The following is a 23323-nucleotide window of genomic DNA, read 5'->3' on the forward strand; positions in this document are numbered from 1 at the left end:
TGCTCCAATTGAAAATTAATAAATAGGGAATTAGAAGTTCCATGAGTCAGGAGAGGATGTTTTGCTAATACCTGCTATGTCCTGAAACTAATCTTGAAAACGAGGTGTTAAACAGTAGGGACAATCTAACCATTCTGGTTGTAATGTGGCATCACAAGTTTTACAGGTCAAGCCACTTTTACGCTTGGCTTTTAATTCAGCTTCCAAACCTGTATCAGTGAATGTCACCCGTTCAACTTCTTCTAGGGTTGTTGCACCTTGACGGACTAAGTCAAGACTGTAAGCAAGTAAGGTTTTCATCCCTTCTTCCACAGCAACTTCCTTGATGCGTTCTGTGGGAGCTTCTTGGTTAATTAAGGTTTGTAAGTTTTCCGTAATCCGCATTACCTCATACACACCACAACGTCCCTTGTAGCCAATGCCACCACATTTAGGACAAACCTTTGTTTTACCTTCAGCTACTACTTCTGGGGATAGGGTATTGGGTTTATAAAAAGTGACAGCACCTTCTTGAGAAGCTGATAAACCATAGCGAGCTAATTGTTCAGAGGTGGGAGTGTAGGGAATACGACAATCTGAACAGACCCGGCGTACTAAACGTTGTGCTAACACACCAATGAGAGAACTAGAAACCATGAAAGGTTCAATTCCCATTTCTCCCAAACGAGCGATCGCCCCAGGAGCATCATTAGTGTGTAAGGTAGTTAATACTAAGTGACCTGTGAGTGCCGCTTCAATCGCTGTTTTCGCCGTTTCTTTATCCCGTGTTTCACCCACCAGTAACACATCAGGATCTTGTCTTAAAAATGCCCGCAGTGCGGTAGCAAAGTCCAGTCCCTTTTCCCGAATTACCTGTACTTGGGTCAGTCCCGGTAAACTGTACTCCACCGGATCTTCTACCGTACTAATATTAATTCCTGGATCATTTACTTCTGCTAAGGCAGAATACAACGAAGTCGTTTTACCAGAACCAGTCGGACCTGTTACTAAAATCAACCCAAAAGGTTTACTAACCATATCCTGGACGATTTTTAAAGTCACTGGATCGGTAATTAATTTATCAAGACCTAATTGGGTAGATGAGTTATCCAAAATCCGTAAACAGATTTTTTCCCCATAACGACTAGGTAGAGTATTAACCCGGAAGTCTACTTTTCTACCATCAAATACCCGACGAATACGACCATCTTGAGGTAAACGTCGTTCCGCAATATCTAAATTAGAGATAATTTTAAATCGAGCCGTCACCGCTGGGACAATGTGCTTAGGCATGGGTCGGATAGCTTCCGATTCACGTAATACCCCATCCTTCCGGAAACGAATGCGTAAGCTTTCTTCCTGGGGTTCAATGTGAATATCAGAGACACCATCTCGCAAAGCGACAAACAGAATTTTATTGGCAAGATTGATAATAGGCGCATCATCAGCATCCTTCATGGCTACTGTCAGATCCACCTCTGAATCTTCCGCAACTTCCTGAATCATGTCTTGATTCAGACTTTCGATATCCTGAGAAATGTCTGTTAATTTTTCTTGCTGTAACTTTTCTTGTTTAACAGCAAACTCATCTAGATATTGGTTAATTAACCGCTGGTAATCTTCTTGGGTAATTACCATCCGTTGTAAGGACAACCCCTGAGAACGTAAAATGCGACTGAGGTCATCACAGGCTTCCAGATTATCTGGATCAACCATCGCTACCAGGACATAAGGCGGGTTTTCTTGTTCCCGTTTGACCAGAGGTACTAAACGGTGACGACGACAAACATCTACTGGTATTAAATTTTCAATCAATTTTCCCACCGTTATATTGCCAACTTCGTTGACTTCGGGATCGATGGATTCAACACCGTATAGTATTTTTAGTTCAAATAAATGCTGCTTCTTGTATTCTCGCAGAAACTCAGGAGCGAGTTCTTTGCCAGTAATTGACTCCAATACATCTGTCAACATTTTGCCAGATTTACGGCTTTCAGCTAAAGCCTGTCTCATCTGTTCATTGTCAACATAGCCAGATTGCACCAACTTGTTGCCGAAAGGTGAAAACTCTGTTCTTGTGGTCAGAGCGGTACTGCGCCGTTGTGGTGATGAGTAAGTCATAAGCAATAGGTAGGGAATGCCTCTTGTTACATTATTCCCACACTGTAGTCAATAATTCTCATAGTCAGTGTATTAAATTTCAATTTTAAAATCTTTCTTCGTAAAAATTTTTATTGTCAACGGTCTCTGATATCAGTTTTTGTTCTCCCATGTTTTTTCTGCTATTTGACTACTGGCAGCAAAAAAACTAGGCTATTTTGTTCTCTGTTTGTCAAAATAAGGGGATAGTGACCTCGCTTTACGCAAAATTGCGGCTATAAAATCAACTTTAGCTGCAAACTGTTAACAGCAAACCGGGCAAAATACGTTAATCGTAGTATTTATTGCCATGGAGTCAGTCTAAAATCCACATTACACCTGTTTCTTTAGCAATATGTCAAACCTAAAATCTACAATTGCTTCAGGAACTGCCGTCAAAAGCATCTGGGATGAGTAGATAATGATGGATGAAAATAAACAAGTAAACAATACAAGCCAGCAACTGGGCGAACCAATAGAGGTAATGCAAGCAATGAATAGCGACTCCCCAGCCGAAATTAATTCTCATGAATCCGGTAACGAAGTGACTGAGCATGAGGTGACCGAAACCAATCTGTCGGGAGAACCTGTACTGACAGAAGAAAATACTGTCACTGCTGCACAAACAACGGAAGTAGATACGGCGGCTTTAGAACAACTAACTCAACAAATTGAGTCTCTGAAAATGCAACTGGAAGAGCGTAGCACTCAATATATGCGAATCGCCGCAGATTTTGAGAACTATCGCAAACGCGTCTCCAAAGAAAAAGAAGAGATGGACACACAGGTGAAGAGAAATACAATCATGGAATTGTTACCTGTTGTGGATAACTTTGAGCGAGCGCGGGCCCATCTCAAACCACAAAATGATGGCGAAATGACAATTCACAAAAGTTATCAAGGAGTTTATAAACAATTAGTGGATTGTCTAAAACGTTTAGGTGTATCGCCAATGCGTCCAGAAGGTCAGGAATTTGATCCTAACCTGCATGAAGCAGTAATGCGAGAACCCACTGATGAACATCAGGAAGGAACAGTATTAGAAGAGTTAGTACGTGGGTATTTCTTAGGCGATCGCATACTACGCCATGCCATGGTGAAGGTGGCTGCTCCCAAAGAAGATGGTGCTGTAGAACAGGAAGATGAACCCAGTGAGGAAAACGGCTAAGTTGTATTTCTTCCCCATGTTGACTGACAAATCGTAGATTCTGAGACAGTAATTACATTTGTCAAGAAGGATCAGGCTGTCAACTATTTGCTACTTGCTAAAGTTGATCAGCCCTTCCGTCAACGGGTTAAATCTCACAATCTGCTTTCTTATTACTAGCAAACATCTGTATAGTTTTATGTAATTTCATTTTTGACATCAGGATTTACTCAGAACATAATCTGAATTTATAGACCTGAACCAAAAATATAGTCTGCAAAAATCACGATAACAGCACTCACTAAAAATACTGACAGTATGGGAAAAGTTATTGGAATCGACTTAGGCACTACTAACAGTTGCGTTGCTGTTGTGGAAGGTGGTAAACCACTAGTAATTGCCAATTCTGAAGGGGGACGTACTACTCCCAGTATTGTTGGCTTTGGTAAAAGTGGCGATCTTTTAGTTGGTCAACTAGCCAAACGCCAATCTATCACCAATGCTGAAAACACGGTCTACAGTATCAAACGATTTATCGGTCGCCGTTGGGATGATACGCAATCAGAACGCACTCGTGTACCCTACAAATGTGTCAAGGGTCGAGATGATACCGTGGATGTAGAAATTCGTGGACGTAGTTATACACCTCAAGAAATTTCTTCGATGATCCTGCAAAAACTCAAGCAGGAAGCAGAAAACTTTTTGGGTGAAGAAGTGACTGAAGCTGTAATTACCGTACCCGCATATTTCACTGATGCCCAAAGACAAGCCACCAAGGATGCCGGTACTATTGCTGGCTTGAATGTATTGCGGATTATTAATGAACCAACAGCTGCGGCCTTGGCTTTTGGGTTAGACAAACAAGACCAAGAACAATTGATTTTAGTCTTTGACTTGGGAGGTGGTACTTTTGATGTCTCTATTCTGCAACTCGGAGATGGAGTCTTTGAAGTTAAAGCTACCAGTGGTAATAATCAACTAGGTGGAGATGACTTTGATAATGCGATTGTCCTGTGGATCTTAGAGCAGTTTCTACAAGAGGAAAAAATCAACCTGGCTGAAGATAAAATGGCTCTCCAACGTCTGCGGGAAGCAGCAGAAAAGGCTAAGGTGGAATTATCCAGTATGGTCAATACCTCCATTAATTTGCCATTTATCAGTGCTGATAAAAATGGACCAAAGCATCTGGAAATGGAACTGAGCCGTGCCAAATTTGAGGAACTTGCAGCCGATTTAATAGCCGCTACCATTGAGCCAATGATTCAAGCTCTCAAAGACGCTGACCTCAAAGCAGAGGATATTGACAGAATTATCTTGGTAGGTGGTTCAACCCGAATTCCCGCTGTCCAGAATGCAGTGATTGAATTCTACAATGGTAAAACTCCTGATCGTTCTATCAATCCTGACGAGGCAGTGGCTCTGGGTGCAGCGGTGCAAGCCGGTGTATTAGGTGGGGAAGTTGATACCCTACTGCTCTTAGATGTAACGCCCCTTTCTTTAGGTCTGGAAACTCTGGGAGAGGTATTTACGAAAATTATTGAACGGAATACAACTATTCCTACCAGCAAATCCCAGGTCTTTTCCACCGCTGTGGATGGACAAAATTCTGTGGAAATTCACGTTCTCCAAGGAGAACGGGCTATGGCACAAGATAACAAAACTCTGGGTAAGTTTCTATTAGCTGGTATTCCTCCGGCTCCCCGTGGTGTACCCCAAATTGAAGTAGCTTTTGATATTGATGTTAACGGTATTCTCAAGGTTTCGGCTCAAGATAAGGGTACAGGTAGGGAGCAAAGCATTCGCATTACGAATACAGGTGGTTTAAGTCAGGCAGAAGTAGAACGGATGCGACAACAAGCTGAGTTGTTTGCAGAAGAAGATAAAAAACGTAGAGAAATGATTGAACTGAAAAACCAAGCAGATAATCTTGTGTTTAGCTATAAATCTACGTTGAAGGAGAATGGCGAGTTTATCAGTGCAGAAATTAAAGTCTTGGCAGAGGAGAAATTAGCTAATCTCCAAACTGCTATGAATGACTCTAGTCTCTCCACGAAGGTATTTAAATCTATTTTAGAAGAATTCCAAAAAGCTCTATTCTCTATCGGAGAAGATGTTTACAACCGAGCTAATACTGTGCCTAACAGTCAATTACTGGAGGGTGAAGAAGACATTGAAGAGGAGCAAGTCCCAGAGATTTCCTTAACTTTTGTTGAAGAAAGTTCCACAACAGAAACATCCATACCACAATTCAATTTTGATTTTGATGAGGATAATACTGCTTCAACTGACTATGAACAGATAGACTAGGTGATGGGTGATGGGTAACAGGTAACAGGTAATGGGTAAAATAATTAACTTTCACACACCTTTAATCTTCCAGACTTCTAATTCCTGACTGCCTAAACCCGATTCCCAATTTCTGCAAAATCCTTGACTATAAATTCCGCCATACTAAATATGAAAAATAATGTATATGGTGGTTTTCCGCACTCAAGGGTACGGTTAGTCGCTCTATTTAACGGGACTATTTTTGTCTGTATAGGTATCACAATTGTAAAAGAGGCAAGTTAAATCGTCTCAATAGCGATACCAATAGATTTATTGATAAGTTCACTGTTTTTGTGCTTGACTACCCAATAAGCACTTGTTACCCAAAATTTGCCGTTGGTGTTGGTCAAAGGTACAATTAATTTTTAACAAAAATTAAGTTTTGTCTATATTCTTTTACCTGATTCGTTTAGGTAATTCTGCTTTCTTAGTTCTAACTTTTACCATTGCTCTATGGCCCGCGACTATTATGAAATTCTAGGTGTCTCTCGTGATGCCGACAAAGAGGAAATTAAACAGGCTTACCGCCGTCAGGCTCGAAAGTTTCACCCTGATGTGAACAAAGAACCTGGTGCTGAAGAAAGGTTTAAGGAAATCAACCGCGCTTATGAAGTGCTGTCTGAGCCAGATACCCGCGAACGTTACAACCGTTTTGGTGAAGCTGGGGTTTCTGGTGCTGCTGGTGCTGGCTTCCAAGATATGGGAGATATGGGCGGTTTTGCTGATATTTTTGAAAGTATTTTTAGTGGCTTTGCTGGGGGAATGGGTGGCCCTAGCCAACAGCGAAGACCTAATGCTCCCGCACGTGGGGATGATTTACGGCTAGACCTGAAGTTAGATTTTCAGGAAGCTGTATTTGGCGGTGAAAAGGAAATTCGCATTGCCCATTTAGAAACTTGTGAAGTTTGTAGTGGTTCTGGTGCTAAACCTGGAACTCGTCCCCGCACTTGTAGCACTTGTAGCGGTTCTGGTCAGGTAAGACGAGTGACTAGAACTCCTTTTGGTAGTTTTACTCAAGTGTCTACTTGTCCTACCTGTAATGGGACAGGTTCAGTAGTGGAGGATAAATGTGATGCCTGTGATGGTAGAGGGGCAAATCAAGTTACCAAGAAGCTGAAAATTACTATTCCAGCTGGGGTAGATAATGGTACACGTTTACGGATCTCCCAAGAAGGTGATGCTGGTCAACGGGGTGGACCACCAGGAGATTTATATGTTTACTTGTTTGTCAATGAGGATGAGGAATTTCACCGGGATGGTATTAATGTCCTTTCGGAAATCAAATTAAGCTACTTACAAGCTATTTTAGGTTGCCGTTTAGAGGTGAATACTGTAGATGGTCCGGTGGAGTTGATTGTGCCGGCGGGAACTCAACCTAATACGGTGATGAAATTGGAAAATCGCGGTGTTCCCCGGTTAGGAAACCCTGTGAGTAGGGGTGATCATTTACTCACCGTCTTAATTGATATTCCTACTAAGATCACCCCAGAGGAACGAGAGTTATTGGAAAAACTGGCTAAAATCAAAGGAGATAGAACTGGTAAGGGTGGTTTAGAAGGTTTTTTGGGAAGTTTATTTAAGTGATGAGTATATCTTCTTTGTTAGTTCCTGATGCTCAATTGGACTTGCGCGGTACTCCTTGTCCAATTAATTTTGTGAAGACAAAGTTACGTTTGGAACAAATGCCAGATGGAAGTTTGTTGGAAGTCTGGTTAGATGGGGGTGAACCGATTGAACAAGTTCCCGATAGTCTAACTATGGCAGGATTTCAGGTGGAAAAAATTACTGACTGTGCTGATTATTTTTCTCTGTTGGTACGTCGTCCTGTGACTGCTGCATGAAGGAAGATTCTATTTGTACTACTGGGGAGTTACTGGGTACGGTGTTAGCTGTACAGGCTAATTTTTACCGTGTGCAGTTAGATCAAGGGGTCAGGAGTCAGGAGGGGGGAACGGCCGTTCGCCCGTACAGGAGTCAGAAGTCAGAAATCATAGAAAGTGATTCTTTACTGTCACCTGTTCCCTCTCCCCCTCCCCCCACTCTCCTCTGTACTCGCAGAACTCGGTTAAAGAAAATCGGTCAGCAGGTGATGGTGGGCGATCGCGTGGTTGTGGAAGAACCTGACTGGAGTGGGAAACGGGGGGCAATATCTGATGTTTTACCCCGTCATAGTGAGTTAGATAGACCGGCGATCGCTAATGTTAATCAAATTCTGTTGGTTTTTGCTGTTGCTGATCCACCTTTAGAACCTTTCCAGTTAAGCAGATTTTTAATTAAGGCTGAATCTACGGGTGTAGATGTAATTCTGTGTCTCAATAAATGTGATTTAGTTTCCCTAGAGGAAAAACAGGAAATTAGCGATCGCCTCCAAAGTTGGGGATATAAACCAATTTTTATTAGTGTCCAAAATCACATTAATATTACCGAAGTTGCTAATTATTTAAACCATAAAATTACTGTGATTGCCGGGCCTTCTGGGGTGGGTAAGTCCAGTTTAATTAATATGTTAATTCCTGATGCTAATTTGCGGGTAGGGGAAGTTTCCGGTAAATTAGCCCGTGGTCGTCATACTACCCGTCATACAGAATTATTTGAAATGCCCAATGGTGGTTTGTTAGCTGATACTCCGGGTTTTAATCAACCTGATTTGAATTGTACTCCAGAGGAATTAATCTATTATTTCCCAGAAGCTAGAAAGCTGTTAGAAAATGGAAGTTGTCGGTTTACTGATTGTTTACATCGGGATGAACCGGGTTGTGTGGTGGGTGATGACTGGGAAAGATACGAACATTATTTGGAATTTTTAAATGATGCAATATCCTATCAAACTTTTTTGAAGGAACAATCTGATCCTGAGTCTACTTTGAAATTAAAAAGTAAAAAAGGTCAAAATCAATATGAACCTAAGTTAGAAACTAAAAAATATCGTCGGGTTTCTCGTCGGGTACAAGTGCAAAATTTACAAGATTTGGATTTAGAGGGTGAGGAGTAGTTTTATCTTTTTTATAGCAGGTAACAGGTGCTAAGTACCCAAGCAAAATTAATTTAACATATTGAGTGAAAACAAAAACGTCTATATTCCTTAGCTGTTCCCTGTTCCCTCTCCCAAATATAAAATTTATTTTGCACGACTACTTATCGTTGATATCCTAATATTGCCAACCCTTGAAAGAGTGAAAATGAGGAGAAGTAAAGTTAATCTGACAAAAGACAATTTTTATGATAGCCTAAGTTTATTATTAACAGAATGTATTCCTATGTCTAAATCAATTAATATTAACGAAGCAAAAGATCAACTTCTTCAATTGCCGAAACAGTTAGAAAATGAATCGGCAATTATTATTACAAATGAAGAATTACCAGTAATGGTAGCCATTAGTTATGATCAGTATATTTCTATGTTAGAAACTATGGATATCTTATCTGATCCAGAATTTAAAGAACAATTAATAGCTGGGATTAAGGAAGACCAACAAGATCAAAGAGTAAGTTGGTCAGATGCAATGAATGAATTAGAATGGTAAATTATGGAATATGAAATTGAGTTTATTCCTTTAGCTATTAAGTTACTGAAAAAAGTCAAAGATCAACGAGAACAAAAAGCACTTCGTCAAAAAATAGAAAAACTCAAAATAGAACCAGAAAAACAGGGTAAAGCTCTAACAGGTCAGTTTCAAGGTTATCGTAGTGTCAGGGCAGTTGGTCAACGCTATCGTATTATTTATCGAATTGATCAAGATAGAATTATTGTGGTTATTGTTGGTGTGGGAATGCGTCGAGAGTGTGATAGACAAGATATTTATAAAGTTCTAGAAACTGAGTTAGAAGAAGAATAATCAGTTACAGCAAGGAATAGTCCTGAACGTCTTTTAGCATCAAGCTTTGTGAATGAAATTTGTACATCATTTACAAAAGAATTAATCACAACTTTTTTCATCAACATTAACCATTTGTTTTAACTCTTTTTGTAAATAACTTTCGGATATACGAAACTATTCTGTATAGTCCTTCCGTGAAGGGTGGTTATACGGAAAATCCGGTATAATATCCGAGTGAGCATATAAAGTAAATTATGCAAAAGTTACAGTTGCCAGAGTATACCGAAGAAGAAGCTCTTTCATGGATTCTTACTAATCTCCGAAATCCAAGACGTGATCCGATTAGTCGTCCTGACTATGGAAACGACTTATACATTCCGAATGTAATTTTGGACTGTCTTAAAGAAGTCCAAGCACAATGGCACAAGCAAAATCCCAGAAGTAGCCAAGATGTAGGCCCTATCTCTTTTGAAATGGACACTCAAACAAACTCTACACCTTTCTATGATGCAGCATGGAGTTTGTGTACACGGGGAATTTTGCGTCCGGGTGTAATATATCCACAGCGACAGTTTGAGTATATAGGAATTATTGGGGCAGGGTTTAACCTAACGCCTTATGGAAAGCGGTGGTTAAATCAAACCAGTGGTTATGAGTGTATTCCTTCTGAGTATGGACGCTTTTCTCAATTACTGGCTGGATATGCTCATAGATTTGGAACAGGTTATCATTTCAGAAGCCAAGAAGCTGTTAGCTGTTATCGTGTTCATACCTATCTCGCTTGTTGCGTAATGTGTGGTGCTGCTTCAGAATCAATTCTTCTGGCTTTAGCAATTGCTAAAACTGGTGATGAAGAGCGTGTTTTAAGAGATTATGGAACTGCAACAGGGAGAACTAAAATTGAAAAACTATTATTGAGTCAGCAAAATAGTTACGTTTATCAAGAATTACCTAATTACACTAGTCTATTGAAGTATTGGCGTGATGATGCAGCACATGGTGCTGAACAAGGGTTGGATAAATTAACAAATATCAACTCCCAGCCAACTAACAATTCGGGTGTATGACATGATAAAAATTGATTATTCATCTTTGATGATAAAGCGATAGCCCTGATTTTTCCTCAAGAGCGATCGCTTGATTTTAATTCCAATAGATTATGTTGAGAACGGAAAGCTCTTTCTCAATCCTGAGCAACGGCTTTTTGATATAATTGTGAAAACAAGCAGGGCATTTTCTGTTGGGAGAGATAGTCCCGAATCCTCATTTTAATGTTTCTTGTATTGCTATTTCTAACAACTCATCCAGAGAAATTCCCGCTGCTTTGGCCGTAGATGCAATTACACTTGTAGGTGCAAAAGAACAATATAAACCAGCTTCTAAAAAATAAGGTTCTCCATTCGGATCAATCCGAAAATCAAATAAACTATAATGACGACATCCTAATGCTTGATGGCATTTTTTAGCTACTGCTTGCACTTTTTCAGTAATAGGATCATTAATATCTACAATCCAAGATTTCACGCCATCTTTAGCAGCATAATCTAAATTACCATCATCCCCTTGTTTGAGTTTATCAGCATAACTACGAATGGGTTTATTTTCAGAGTCCACTAGATATTCTTCCAGTGGTAAACCTATTAACTCCCCATCCTTAACTAAAACACCACATCTAACTTCTCTACCCAGTTCAATGTACTTTTCTACTATTACTTCCTCTGCATATTTAAAAGCTTCCTTTAAAGCAGTTTCATATTCAGCAGCATCTTTAACTAAAGCTATTCCTAAAGAATTATCAGCATTTGCTGGTTTAACAATAACTGGAGGTTGAATAGTAGGAACATCTCCAGCACGCAAAACTTCCCCATCAGGAACTTTTACCCCCGCAGCAGCTACAATAGCTTTAGCTTTAGCTTTATGTGCTGTTAAAGCCATCAAATCTGGGGTATTACCTATGTAGGGAATTTTCAGCAGATCCAAAATAGCACGGTAGTGGGTCATTCCCGGAATACAAAACATTTGTGGTAACACCAGATCAATATTTTGCGCTATCAGAAAATCCATAGCTTGAGATAGCTGCATAGGTTGACTGTTAGCAATATCTTCAGGACTGAAGGAAGCTGGAAATCTCCACTGACTATCAGGTGTGATATATGCAATCAAAATATCATAGTATGATTGATTTGCGATCGCCTTGATAGAATCTTCAGCATAAAGACGTGATAAATTACAGTAAAAATCACTTTCCGCTGAACCAGTTAAGTAAAGAATACGTAGTTTTGACATAGTTTTTTAGATTTTTTAAAAGTTCCCAATTTACAAAGTTTTTAAAACACTAATTACCAATTACCTAATCTCCACCAATTTCCACTAACTTACCAATATTAAAATCTATTTTTACCCAACCTTTAAATTTCAAAAGATTCTGGATTAACAACAAAGTAATTTGCCAATGATGCACCATTAAAAATGGAAAAGGATCATCTTTTTGCAGCATTGCATCTTTACCTTTAGTAACTTTAATAATCCAATATTTTAAATCACTAAAAGACCTAATTCCCGTCAATCTCCATAGTTCATGATATAACCAATAAGTTGGTTTACTTGTCGGTAAAGGTTCTATATGTGGTTGATTTTTACCAGGTTCTAAATAAGCATCTGCTAACCCTGGATGATCATGAAACATAGTAATTGCAGTATGGGTTCTAGGGTTACATTCTATTGGGTAAACCTGACCATCTGCTGTTTGAATAAAATCAAAAGAAATCTGTCCGGTTAAATTTAAATCTTTGACGAATTTTTGTACCCATTGCAAAATTTCTGGGTTATCAACCTGTTGATAATTAACTTGAAAAGGAGAAGATTGAGAACAGCAATGTAAACGAATTTCCCCATCTCTAACTGTACTGTGGGTACAATATTCTTGACCTTTAATAAACTCCTGCATTACCCAAGGTCTTTCTTTACTAATGGGTAATTCTTTTACATATTCATCCATTCCCTCACAGGGAAATTTCGTCATATCCAAACGAGTTACAGAATCATATTGAATACTTTTGATAATGTATGGATTTTGCTCTTTTGAAAAATCAAAGTTGAGAATTTCTTCAGGGGAATTGATTAAAAATGCTTTGGGTGCTGTTAAACCTAAAATCCGCGCTTGTTCACACAAACTAAATTTATCATCTAATGTTTTGGTCATTTCTGGATCGAAATGAAACACTTCACAATAAGGTGATAAAACTGGTTTTGCTAAGGAATCATAATAACTTGCAACAGGACTAGAAACGGGAATAAATACATCTATTTTTTCTTGTTTTACTATATTTAATAATCCTTGAATATATCCTTCTGGATTTTTTTCTGGTGCAGGTACTGTGAAGAATTTAGAAACTGCATTAGAAAACTGATGTCCTGATAACCAATATTTATGGGTTTCTACCATAAATACTTTATGTCCTGCGCGATGAAATGACCTTGCAAGTTGTAATGATTTTGTCATTTTTCCCCCAGTTAATAGGATTTTTTTGGGTTTTTCGCAGGTGATTTTTTTCTGAAATGGTAGGGTGATGATGTTGGTAAGTAATGCGGTGATGACTAGGGTGAGGTTGATAGGGAACATTAGGAGGAGTAATGTTAATGTTCCTATGTTTTGAAGTAGGGATTTTATTTTTTTCATGTTTTTTATTGAACCACGAAGGAAGGAAGAGAGCGTTCACCGAAGGTATTCCCATTCGCGTAGCGTCCCGTAGGGATAGGGTAGGTAAGAGGTTTGAGAGAGTTTTTATGTGGGAGTTTGTTATTTATTGCTTGAGTTTTTAAACTGATAACTAATGACGAAGAATTTACTTTCTTTTGATGATTGTTAAACCATCTCTTAATGGTAATATGACTTGTTCTACTCTGGGATCTTGGGTGACTGTTTGATTAAATTTCGCTATTGCTTCTCCGTTTGCTGTTCTTTTTTCTGGTGGTAAGTATGGTTGTCCTTGTAATAAGGTGTTGTCTACACAAATAAATCCATCTTTTGCTAATAGGTCGGTTTCTATCAGCAGGTTGAAATAATCAACATACCCACCTTTATCAGCATCTATGAATACTAAATCAAATGTTTGTTTAGCATCAATTAATTCTTTAAGTGTTTCTATTGCAGGTGCGGTTTTAACTTTTATTTTTTTACCATGTTCAGATATTTTAAAACATTTTTTCGCAAATTCTGAGACATATTCATCTACTTCACAGGCAATTATATCACCATCTGCTGGTAATGCTTCTGCCATTGCTAAAGCAGAATATCCGGTAAACATTCCAATTTCTAAAATCCGTTTTGCTTTAGTCATGGACACAAACATTTTTAAAGTTTGTCCTTCAATATGACCAGATAACATTTCTTGTTCTAATTGACGGACTGTTTCACCATCATCAAATCTTTGACTCCAATCTTCAGCAGCACTTTTTTCTGATAATGCTTTTAATTCCGGAGATTCATTTGTGGTATTTTCCTCTAAATAAGGATCTATTCCCGCAGCTAATTCATAAACTTTTTGCAGAGAAACTGCAAGTTCAGGTGATATATTTTCCTGTTTAGCTAGTTTTAAAGTTGTTTCCAATTCTTCAACTAAAATACCCAAGGGTGTAACAGGCCGAGGTTGATTAATCTTTGTAAGTGTTTCAGTCATTTGATTTGAGATTATAGATTTACAAAAAGTTCTAACACCCAACAAAAGACACCAAAAAATCAAGAGAAAAAATTATCATTCTTCTTCCTCTGCGTTCTCTGCGTCTCTGCGTGAAATAAAAAAAGTCATGCTACCAACAAAAACCTTATGAACAACTTTTTGCTGATAGCTGACCACCGATAACTGATTTACTCCAAACCCAAATCACTTAGATACATTTCTTCCCCTGCACCTTGATTTGTTAATGTTTGACACACAGCTTTATGTGCTGCTACCGCTGTTTCTAATAATTCTGGGGGGACTTCTTGGATGTAATCACAAGCACCAATACCACCTCTAGGAACGGGGGCCCATAGTCCACCATCTCCCCGCTTCCGACGCATATTTTTTTGTCCTTCGATCATGATATCCATGTCTTCAAGGACGGGATGATAAACTGTTAAACCCAAAGACTGACATAATGCGATAATGCGATCGCGGTCTTCTGATTTTAACCAATTCATCTCTACCGCTAAGGTTGCACCAAAAGCCATTCCTGTTGTCACCGCATGACCGTGCATCATTTTCACCGCAGGTTCAAACCGAGGACTCCAAGTATGTCCATAAGCATGAGGACGATCTTGATAAGTCTCGAACATATTTGTTCCCTCATGTTTCATGTAGGAAAACAAAGCACGATAAATAATTTCGTCGGCAATTTCCGCTAGTTTCTCATCTGCGTCTATAGTCGCAAAATGAGTTTCTATTAACCGGGGTCCGTACTTCTCTAACAATTCAAATAGGACTGGATCATCAGTCACGGCCATTTTGATAATTTCTGCCATCCCGTTCCGAATATGACCAGTTGCTAAGGTACGGAAGAAACTCCGGTCTACTAAGGTCAATACAGGGGGATGATATGCACCAATACTATTTTTGAACTGTTTTCCGTTGGTACAGGTACGGGGTGAAGGCCCAGCATCAATGGCTGCAACTACGGTTGTTCCCACCATAATATAAGGTGTACGACGGTGTTGTAAAGAACAAGCTAAACCAGCAACATCACTTAAAACACCACCACCAATAATTAATACGGGTTCGTTGCGGGAAACATCACAACCATCTTTACCTAAAAACCCTAAAATTTTATGTACTGTTTCTGGGGTTTTATCTGCTTCCCAAGCTCGAAAAGCCATTATTTCTAATGGTATTTCATGAGCATCAAAATATTTACGAACCTGCTCACCATACAATTCATTTACTGTCTGGTCTATGACTGCAACACAGCGGCCACGACTATTGTATATGTTAGCTAAGGTCTCGTTTCCTGGTTGAAATACTCCTTCTATTACCTTTACTTCTGCTGTCAAGGTAAAAGTAGCGGAAACTTCAAAGGAACGTCCATCTTTTTTATGCGCTATTTCCCCCGAACCTGTGTACCACTGGGATGTGAGATATTTTTCCCCATGGGTAAGTCTAATGGTATCGTCTTCTACTTGACTGGCTAATTCTTCCGAATCTACAAGCAACTTCTCTGAGATTTCTGGGTTTTGTAATATGCTTTGTGGTGTCATGTTAACAGGCCTTATTCTGATTGTTGGTATTTGTGAATATGGAGTGGAAAAAATTGCTGTTCTGAACCGAAATCAATTTGAACAGGTCTTTTTTTGCAAAAATCTTGACAAAATTACCAGGATGAGACCGTCTTTTTGTTTTGACAGGATCTTCTTTACCAACCAGTCGGCTGGAAAGCTTATCTACTCACACCGTTACTGAGAATGTGACAAAATATGAACTTCTCTAAGTCTGGTGCGGTGGATCGTGAGTAAATCTTTAGATTTGTTTAATGTTCTTAACAAAGAGTAACACTTTGTTTTTACTTATGGTTTATATCAACCTTATATATTTATTAAATTAATGTAAAATTACTCAATCCAAGAAAATTCTATTATATTTAGTGATATAGATACTTGCTAAATACTATTTATTGTGGTAGACAATGCAAGCATTATTAGGTAAATAAGCATAATTACTTGGGATAGCTTAATGACAAGTATCTAAGTTCAGATGTTTTGTAATCAAAACACTTGTAGAGCTTGAATAATAAAACTTCCTTCACGATCCCGATATCATCTTAAAATATTGTTAATTTCTGCCCAATTCTCGACCTTCAATTTAGAACCTACCCGAAACTATTATGGCTATAGGCTACGTCGCACTTGTACTTCACGCACATTTACCCTTCGTTCGTCACCCAGAAAGTGACTACGTGCTGGAAGAAGAATGGCTTTATGAAGCCATTACAGAAACATACATTCCTTTATTGAAAGTATTTGAAGGCTTAAAACGAGATGGCATAGACTTTAAAATCACTATGAGTATGACACCGCCCCTGGTGTCTATGTTGCGTGATCCTTTGCTGCAAGAACGTTATGATGCTCACCTTTCCCAGTTGGAAGAACTGATAGAACTGGAAGCAGAACGCAATGTTCACAACGGCCATATGCTTTATCTGGCCGAACATTACGCCACAGAATTTAATGAAGCTCGTCAGGTTTGGGAAAAATACAATGGTGATTTGGTTACAGCCTTTAAGGAATACCAAGATAGTAACAATCTAGAAATTATTACTTGTGGTGCTACCCACGGCTATATGCCATTGATGAAAATGTATCCCCAAGCAGTTTGGGCGCAAATTCAGGTAGCTTGTGAACATTACGAGGAAACTTTTGGTCAAGCACCTAGAGGTATTTGGTTGCCAGAATGCGCTTACTATGAGGGTTTAGAGCGAATGCTGGCAGATGCTGGTTTACGCTATTTCCTCACAGATGGACATGGGATTTTATATGCTCGTCCTCGTCCTCGTTTTGGTACTTATGCCCCCATTTTTACAGAACCAGGTGTAGCTGCTTTTGGGCGAGATCATGAATCTTCTCAACAGGTATGGTCTTCAGAAGTCGGTTATCCTGGGGCGGCAGAATACCGGGAATTCTACAAGGATTTGGGCTGGGAAGCTGAATATGAATATATTAAGCCCTACATCATGCCCAACGGACAACGTAAAAATACTGGTATTAAGTATCATAAAATTACTGGACGTGGTTTAGGACTTTCTGATAAAGCTTTGTATGATCCTTATTGGGCAAGGGAAAAGGCAGCGGAACACTCTGCTAATTTTATGTATAATCGGGAACGACAAGCAGAGCATCTCCATGGAGTAATGGGAAGGCCGCCGATTATTGTGTCTCCCTATGATGCAGAGTTATTTGGTCACTGGTGGTATGAAGGCCCTTGGTTTATTGATTACCTATTCCGTAAATCTTGGTATGACCAAAGCACTTATGAAATGACTCATTTAGCTGATTATTTGCGGGTTAATCCAAGTCAACAGGTCTGTCGTCCTTCCCAGTCTAGTTGGGGTTATAAGGGTTTCCATGAATATTGGTTGAATGAAACTAATGCTTGGATTTATCCCCATTTGCACAAGGCTGCGGAACGAATGATCGAGATTTCCCAGTTAGAACCAGAGGATGAGTTACAGTGGAAGGCTTTAAACCAAGCAGCGCGGGAGTTATTGTTAGCTCAATCTTCTGACTGGGCGTTTATTATGCGAACGGGAACAATGGTTCCTTATGCGGTGAGAAGAACGCGATCGCACTTAATGCGGTTTAATAAATTGTATGAAGATGTGAAGGTTGGCAAGGTGGATAGCGGTTGGTTGGAAAAAGTAGAGTTGATGGATAACATTTTCCCCAACATTAATTATCGTGTTTATCGGCCCGTCTAGTTTTCCTTTAAAAACAGTCAAAACCCCCAGTAACGGTACTGGGGGTTATTTTGATCAAGATTGGATTTATATCCATCTAAATACTATTGAGCCAAATTGCTACTAGCGTAAGCATCCATTCTATATGCAGGAGTGCGATCGCTATAATTTATTTCCTTACCTGTAATCGCCTTAGCTAGTTTAGCAAAAGATTCAGAACGCCAGTTACGTTCGTGGATGGGTTTACTTTGCTCACCCATGAAGTAAGCCAAAGAACCAATGGTAGAAACTGCAACCCAGCCTACAACCAATAATGTAATTAAGATAACCATATTTGAACCTCGTTTTTTGTTTTAACTTTCTTTGCCTTATGTAAATCAATGTAACAGATTTTTACAAAAAATGTCAAATGCTCCCCAGTTGTGCTAACCGATGGGTTAAGTAGGGTATTCCACACTGGTAGGTGCTATGTAGGACTGACTGGAAAAGACTAAAACCTTGATATATAGCAGGTGACAGTGCTATGAGCCTTTAGGTTTAGTTGATGTCCTAACAGCCTTTTCCGTTGATATATCAAAATTATGCAAGGGATTTGGAATAGTTTGTTTATTTACGTCGTGCTGTAATAGTTTTTCTTAATTAAGAATTAGGAATTATCTTAACCTTAACGCCATCCTAACCATCGTAAACAAGGAACAACTAAATAGTAACTGAAACTTAAACAAAGACTAATTAAAACACCAATAAATCCAAAAAAAGCGATGTGATGAAATAAATAAAAGACACTTGGTTGACTGGAAAAATTAAGTAAGGGAATATCAATTCCTAAATGTATTAAAGCTGCGACAATATTAGCAGTACCAAATGCTGTGATAAAAGCATAAGCAATGTAATGTGTCCGCAGACCTAAACCTAAAGTTAGTAAGAAAACTGAAATTAATATCCAGGCAATTAACCCTTCCGGACTATCTTCTGGTTTAATAAATTGACAAACCATCCAACCTAAACTATAGCTGATTACACCCATAAGTGCTGCTATAAGAAATCTGCGTTTTTGACCAAAACTACCAGATATAGTAATTCCCCAAGCAGTACCTAAACCAGCAACTCCATAAATAATGATTTCTTGAGGATAAGAAGTTTGAAAAGATGGAATTAATTCGGGTAATTTAACTGTAATAAATTCTGCCAGAAAAGAACCTAATTTAGTTTCATAAGCCAGTAGAAAACCTATTAAAGTTCCTATAGTAGAACCTATCCAAACTAAAATCGTGGCCCAAAGAGTTGAGAAACAAGCAAATAAAAATCTGAAAATTATTTGTACTGTTAACAGAGTAGTGCTACCGACTGCTTGGGTAAATTGTACACAGCTTTGAATAATACTATTTTTGAGTTGAATAAATAATCTGGGTTGTGATCTTCTAAAAGGTGTTTTGGGGGCAATTTTTAATAAACGTTTTTGAATTATAGCTGCATGGGCTGGACGAGATCGCACTTCCGTCTGGATCATTTCATCTAATAAATCTGCCAAATCGGAATTAACATGACAATAATTACGCCACTTTAATTCTCCGGTAATAGCATCTTCTAATTCTTGGGGATGTTTACCTGTGAGTAATTCAATAATTGTTCTTCCTAGAGCGTAAAAATCAGCCGCAGGCCCAACATTACCACCAACAATTTGTTCTGGAGGACTGTAACCAGAAGAAAATAGACGGGTAGAAGAACTTGGCGATCGCAATATTGCTCCACTAAATTGTTTAGCTCCACCAAAATCAATTAATACTAATTGTTCTGTTTGCATCGCTGCATTTGTTGAAGGGTTACGCAGCATTAGATTAGAAGGTTTGATATCTCGATGAATAATTTGGCGTTTATGTAATTCTTGTAAGATTTTGACAGCTTGAGTAAACCAATTTAACACCAAATCTTCTGGACATCCTTGGGGGTAATTTCTTCTAATTTCTTCCAAATTTTGCCCATCAATTTTTTCCATCACCAGACAGGCCAACAGGTGTTGTTTCGGATTGGTTAAATTGACTTGAAAATACCCATCTGGATCAACTTCAGGTACACCAGGATTACGGAAACTACTTAATACCTCAGCTTCTTGAATAAATAATTCTAAGGCTTTGGGAGAATTTTCCACTAGCACCTTTAGCACCTTTTCTGTTTGGGTTTTTGCATCCCAAACTGTGTAAATTTGAGCAAAACCTCCTGAACCTAAAGCTTGAAGGGGGTAATAACGGTCTTGCAGCTGTAACTGAGTGCCACAGCTGTTACAGAATTTGTTTCCCCCAGGTTGGGGATAGGGACGTTGGCAGTTAGGATTTATGCAGTTAACCGCACTCTGATTTATCTGGAACAAAACCACAAAAATACAAAGGCTGAATTGATTTTAACGCCTATTTTGTTTTCTTTTCTCAATCTCAGCCTCTGCTTCCGTAAATTTTTGCAAGGTTTGTTGTGGTTTGGGTTGAAAATAAATAGGAGGTAGGGGTAAATGAATAACCCAATCACCAACTTACTTAAGTTGTGTACTCGGCGTTAATTTTTACGTAGTCGTAACTCAAGTCACAACCCCAAGCTTTACCAGTACCGTTACCATTACCGATATTTACGGAAATTAAGACTGTATCTTCTTTCATGTAAGCACCTGCGGCGGCTTGTTTTAAATATCCACTCACAGCGGCTTTATCAAAAGGTAAAGGTTGTCCATTTTCCATGAGCAGAAAGTTGCCCATTTTAATTTGCAGATTGTCCTGTTCAAAGGGAACTCCGGCACGGCCAGCAGCACCGGCTATTCGGCCCCAGTTGGGATCACGTCCGAAAATTGCTGATTTGACTAAGGAAGATCCGGCGATGGTTTTGGCAATTTGTCGGGCTGCGGTTTCGTCGTTTGCACCTGTGACTTGTACTTCTACTAAACAGGTTGCACCTTCGCCATCACGGGCGATCGCCTTGGCTAAATGCTGACAAACTGCTGTCAACATAGCTTCTAATTTTTCTGCCTCTGGACCAATTTCTGTAATAGCTGGGGTGCGAGACTCTCCATTGGCCAAGGCAATTAAACAATCATTGGTGCTAGTATCTCCATCAACTGTAATGGAATTAAAGCTTCTATCTGCTGCTCTGGCTAACATTTGTTGCCACAGGGTAGGTGAAACTGACGCATCACAGGTAACAAATGCCAGCATGGTGGCCATGTTGGGGTGGATCATCCCTGAACCTTTAGCAATGCCGCCAATTCGCACCGGGCGATCGTTGATGGTTGTTTCTAAGGCGATAGATTTTGTGACTAAATCTGTAGTCACAATTGCTCCCGCTGCCGCATCTGAACCCTCGGTTGAAAGAGCCGCTACCACCTTGGGAATACCATCTCGTAGAGCATCCATTTTAATTCTTTGACCAATTACCCCAGTGGAAGCTAGTAAAATTGATTCCGGGGAAATACCTAATTCCTTTGCTAATAGGTCAGCGCTTTCTAGGGTATCTTTTACTCCTTGACTGCCAGTAGCTGCATTGGCTTGACCAGCGTTACACAATATCGCTCTAGCACTGTGTTTAGCTTGTAAACGTTGACGGCAATAATCTACACAAGCGGCTCTAACTTGGCTAGTGGTAAATACGCCGGCTGCGATCGCATCTACATCTGATAATATCAAGGCTAAATCTGGCAGTCCTGATGGTTTAAGTCCAGCTTTAATTCCAGCTGCACGATATCCCCTCGCTGCTGTCACACCACCTGTAATTTCTTTCCAGTCTCCCATAGTTCACCCCATCGGGTAGATATTTAGTATTTATCGTTATTGTGAGTTTATCTGTTGATTGTCATCTTGCACCAGACAACTGGTGATGGTTTTTTAGGTTAGGGATGACAGTATGAATAAATAACTGTAATATTACTAAGTTTAAAATATAACTATGATCAAACTAAAAAAGAGAGCTACTAATATAGCTCTCCAAATCATCAGGGTGCATCTACTTATCACACTATAACATTTTTGGCTTAGGGGGTGAAACCCCTTTTTAGATTTTTTTGATGAAAATTACCAAACTTTTCTGAGTTTTTGAGTGTTTCAAGTTACAGTTTGAGTTAATATTTTGTCAAGCTGATTTTCAGGATTTAATCACAACAACATAATTGCTAGATTAAGCATATATAAACATATAGCATAGTTGTTTAATTCAGACATCGTATAAAAAATAATGTAAAATATACCCTGGCTTCTATTTAATATGCTGATAAATTATTCAAATTGGAGTTTTGAATTGATTACAAAATAAGAAATGTAATCAGAAATTAATAGTTGAGTATGTGTGAGTAAAAACCAGAGTTAATTTATATCGTTCAGTTTCTCAATAAGTGTGGTAGAAAATGCTAGACCTACGAGATTATCATGGTTCTAAACCTTAATTTTCGCAATAAATAAAATGAAGTTTAATATCTAATTTTATAGAAAAGACAATAGTCAAGAGAATTGATGGCAATAAATTCTGCAAACAACCATTCTAACATTAATAAGCACCAAAATTTTGCCAGCAACTAAAATATCATCGTTAGATTTTGAGTGAAGGAAATGTTATAAGTTTGTATGTAGGTGATCAAAATAAAGACAAACCAAATTTATGAACGCTAATTACAGCAAATTGTTGACCAAAATCACAGGTATAGTAGGATTGACAGGAGTTAGCCTCTTAACTACTTTACCTATCCACGCAGAAGAAATCAGAAATACTGAGCAGAAGAATGAGATATTCTTAGCACAGTCTATGGACAATGGCATACTCAATCCTAGACCAAGCATTTTCAACGAACCTCCTTATAACCGTGGTGAGAGACCCAGTGTAACTCCAACTCCAGCTACTCAACCCATGGAAAAACCAACCCAAGCAACAGAAACTCAAAATGTACTAGAAGTAGCTAAATCAGCGGGTTCTTTTACAATTCTAGTTAAAGCTTTAGAAGCAGCTGGACTAACAGAAGTATTGGGAGGAGATGGTCCTTTTACAGTTTTTGCTCCCACAGACCAGGCTTTTGCTAAATTACCACAAGATGCACTAATGGATTTGTTAAAGCCACAAAATAAAGAAGTTTTAGTCAAGATTTTAACTTATCATGTTATCCCTGGTAAGGTCATGTCCGGTGATTTAAAAGCAGGTCCAGTAACTAGCGTACAAGGTGATCCGATAAATGTAAAAATCAACTCTGGTCGAGATGTATTTGTGAATGATGGTCAAGTAATTAAAGGAGATATTCCTGCTAGTAACGGTGTGATTCATGTAATTGATAATGTGATTTTGCCTCCTAGCTTGTAGACTTGATATAAATTGATATAATTAGCCTCTTGTAGATAAATCAATTATTTGTTTATCTGCAAGGGGTTATTTTTTCATAATTTATGTACAAATCAAATCATAATTGTAGAAAATTGAGTTACATTAAATGTAAAAACAATCCGTTATAAGTAGTCGTGCAAAATAAATT

General features: G+C 38.8%; 18 protein-coding genes. 10 read left to right on the forward strand and 8 right to left on the reverse strand.

What is annotated here, in order from left to right; all coding sequences use genetic code 11:
- Positions 1-87: 87 nt before the first annotated feature.
- Entirely contained in the window at positions 88-2100 is a 2013-nt protein-coding gene (locus tag WJM97_RS07575) for an ATPase, T2SS/T4P/T4SS family (protein WP_353932429.1), read from the reverse strand.
- Positions 2101-2539: 439 nt separating this feature from the next.
- Here WJM97_RS07575 and grpE point away from each other — a divergent pair, with 439 nt between their 5' ends.
- The 8 genes from grpE to WJM97_RS07615 all read left to right on the forward strand — a co-directional run bounded on the left by grpE (position 2540) and on the right by WJM97_RS07615 (position 10478).
- Positions 2540-3286, forward strand: coding sequence for a nucleotide exchange factor GrpE (gene grpE, locus WJM97_RS07580; RefSeq protein ID WP_353932430.1), 747 nt, complete (start codon positions 2540-2542; stop codon positions 3284-3286).
- A gap of 297 nt (positions 3287-3583) precedes the next feature.
- Positions 3584-5572, forward strand: a complete 1989-nt coding sequence (dnaK, locus tag WJM97_RS07585; RefSeq protein WP_353932431.1) for a molecular chaperone DnaK — start codon at positions 3584-3586, stop codon at positions 5570-5572.
- 474 nt (positions 5573-6046) lie between these two features.
- Positions 6047-7177, forward strand: coding sequence for a molecular chaperone DnaJ (dnaJ, locus tag WJM97_RS07590; protein WP_353932432.1), 1131 nt, complete (start codon positions 6047-6049; stop codon positions 7175-7177).
- Positions 7177-7434 (forward strand): sulfurtransferase TusA family protein, encoded by a 258-nt coding sequence (locus WJM97_RS07595; RefSeq protein ID WP_353932433.1) that lies wholly within the window; start codon positions 7177-7179, stop codon positions 7432-7434. The genes dnaJ and WJM97_RS07595 overlap by 1 nt, the downstream gene beginning before the upstream one ends.
- Positions 7431-8585, forward strand: a complete 1155-nt coding sequence (rsgA, locus tag WJM97_RS07600) for a small ribosomal subunit biogenesis GTPase RsgA (protein ID WP_353932434.1) — start codon at positions 7431-7433, stop codon at positions 8583-8585. Before WJM97_RS07595 ends, rsgA begins: the two co-directional genes overlap by 4 nt.
- 187 nt (positions 8586-8772) lie before the next feature.
- Positions 8773-9117 carry a type II toxin-antitoxin system Phd/YefM family antitoxin gene (locus WJM97_RS07605; protein WP_353932435.1) on the forward strand — a complete coding sequence of 115 codons (345 nt, stop codon included), beginning with the start codon at positions 8773-8775 and terminating at the stop codon, positions 9115-9117.
- 3 nt (positions 9118-9120) lie between these two features.
- The gene (locus WJM97_RS07610; RefSeq protein WP_353932436.1) at positions 9121-9429 is read left to right on the forward strand and encodes a type II toxin-antitoxin system mRNA interferase toxin, RelE/StbE family; all 309 of its coding nucleotides are present in this window, start codon (positions 9121-9123) and stop codon (positions 9427-9429) included.
- Between the two features lie 236 nt (positions 9430-9665).
- Positions 9666-10478, forward strand: a complete 813-nt coding sequence (locus tag WJM97_RS07615; protein ID WP_353932437.1) for a hypothetical protein — start codon at positions 9666-9668, stop codon at positions 10476-10478.
- 196 nt (positions 10479-10674) lie between these two features.
- On the opposite strand, the gene WJM97_RS07620 is transcribed toward WJM97_RS07615, so the two are convergent.
- The 4 genes from WJM97_RS07620 to WJM97_RS07635 form a co-directional block, all read right to left on the reverse strand.
- Positions 10675-11697 carry a D-alanine--D-alanine ligase gene (locus WJM97_RS07620; protein ID WP_353932438.1) on the reverse strand — a complete coding sequence of 341 codons (1023 nt, stop codon included), beginning with the start codon at positions 11695-11697 and terminating at the stop codon, positions 10675-10677.
- A gap of 64 nt (positions 11698-11761) precedes the next feature.
- Complete coding sequence (locus WJM97_RS07625) at positions 11762-13090, reverse strand: ATP-grasp domain-containing protein (RefSeq protein WP_353932439.1); 1329 nt, start codon at positions 13088-13090, stop codon at positions 11762-11764.
- Between the two features lie 166 nt (positions 13091-13256).
- Positions 13257-14090, reverse strand: coding sequence for a class I SAM-dependent methyltransferase (locus WJM97_RS07630; protein WP_353932440.1), 834 nt, complete (start codon positions 14088-14090; stop codon positions 13257-13259).
- A 188-nt stretch (positions 14091-14278) separates the two neighbouring features.
- Positions 14279-15643, reverse strand: coding sequence for a sedoheptulose 7-phosphate cyclase (locus WJM97_RS07635; protein WP_353932441.1), 1365 nt, complete (start codon positions 15641-15643; stop codon positions 14279-14281).
- A gap of 623 nt (positions 15644-16266) precedes the next feature.
- On the opposite strand from WJM97_RS07635, the gene WJM97_RS07640 reads away from it, so the two are divergent.
- The gene (locus tag WJM97_RS07640) at positions 16267-17856 is read left to right on the forward strand and encodes a glycoside hydrolase family 57 protein (RefSeq protein WP_353932442.1); all 1590 of its coding nucleotides are present in this window, start codon (positions 16267-16269) and stop codon (positions 17854-17856) included.
- Between the two features lie 83 nt (positions 17857-17939).
- Here WJM97_RS07640 and WJM97_RS07645 read toward each other — a convergent pair whose 3' ends face one another.
- The 3 genes from WJM97_RS07645 to argJ all read right to left on the reverse strand — a co-directional run bounded on the left by WJM97_RS07645 (position 17940) and on the right by argJ (position 21605).
- The gene (locus tag WJM97_RS07645) at positions 17940-18167 is read right to left on the reverse strand and encodes a hypothetical protein (protein ID WP_353932443.1); all 228 of its coding nucleotides are present in this window, start codon (positions 18165-18167) and stop codon (positions 17940-17942) included.
- A 332-nt stretch (positions 18168-18499) separates the two neighbouring features.
- Entirely contained in the window at positions 18500-20209 is a 1710-nt protein-coding gene (locus WJM97_RS07650) for a serine/threonine-protein kinase (protein WP_353932444.1), read from the reverse strand.
- 154 nt (positions 20210-20363) lie between these two features.
- Positions 20364-21605, reverse strand: a complete 1242-nt coding sequence (gene argJ, locus WJM97_RS07655) for a bifunctional ornithine acetyltransferase/N-acetylglutamate synthase (RefSeq protein WP_353932445.1) — start codon at positions 21603-21605, stop codon at positions 20364-20366.
- Positions 21606-22464: 859 nt separating this feature from the next.
- Here argJ and WJM97_RS07660 point away from each other — a divergent pair.
- Complete coding sequence (locus WJM97_RS07660) at positions 22465-23154, forward strand: fasciclin domain-containing protein (RefSeq protein ID WP_353932446.1); 690 nt, start codon at positions 22465-22467, stop codon at positions 23152-23154.
- Positions 23155-23323: the final 169 nt, after the last annotated feature.

The sequence above is a fragment of the Okeanomitos corallinicola TIOX110 genome (assembly GCF_038050375.1).
Classification (GTDB): domain Bacteria; phylum Cyanobacteriota; class Cyanobacteriia; order Cyanobacteriales; family Nostocaceae; genus Okeanomitos; species Okeanomitos corallinicola.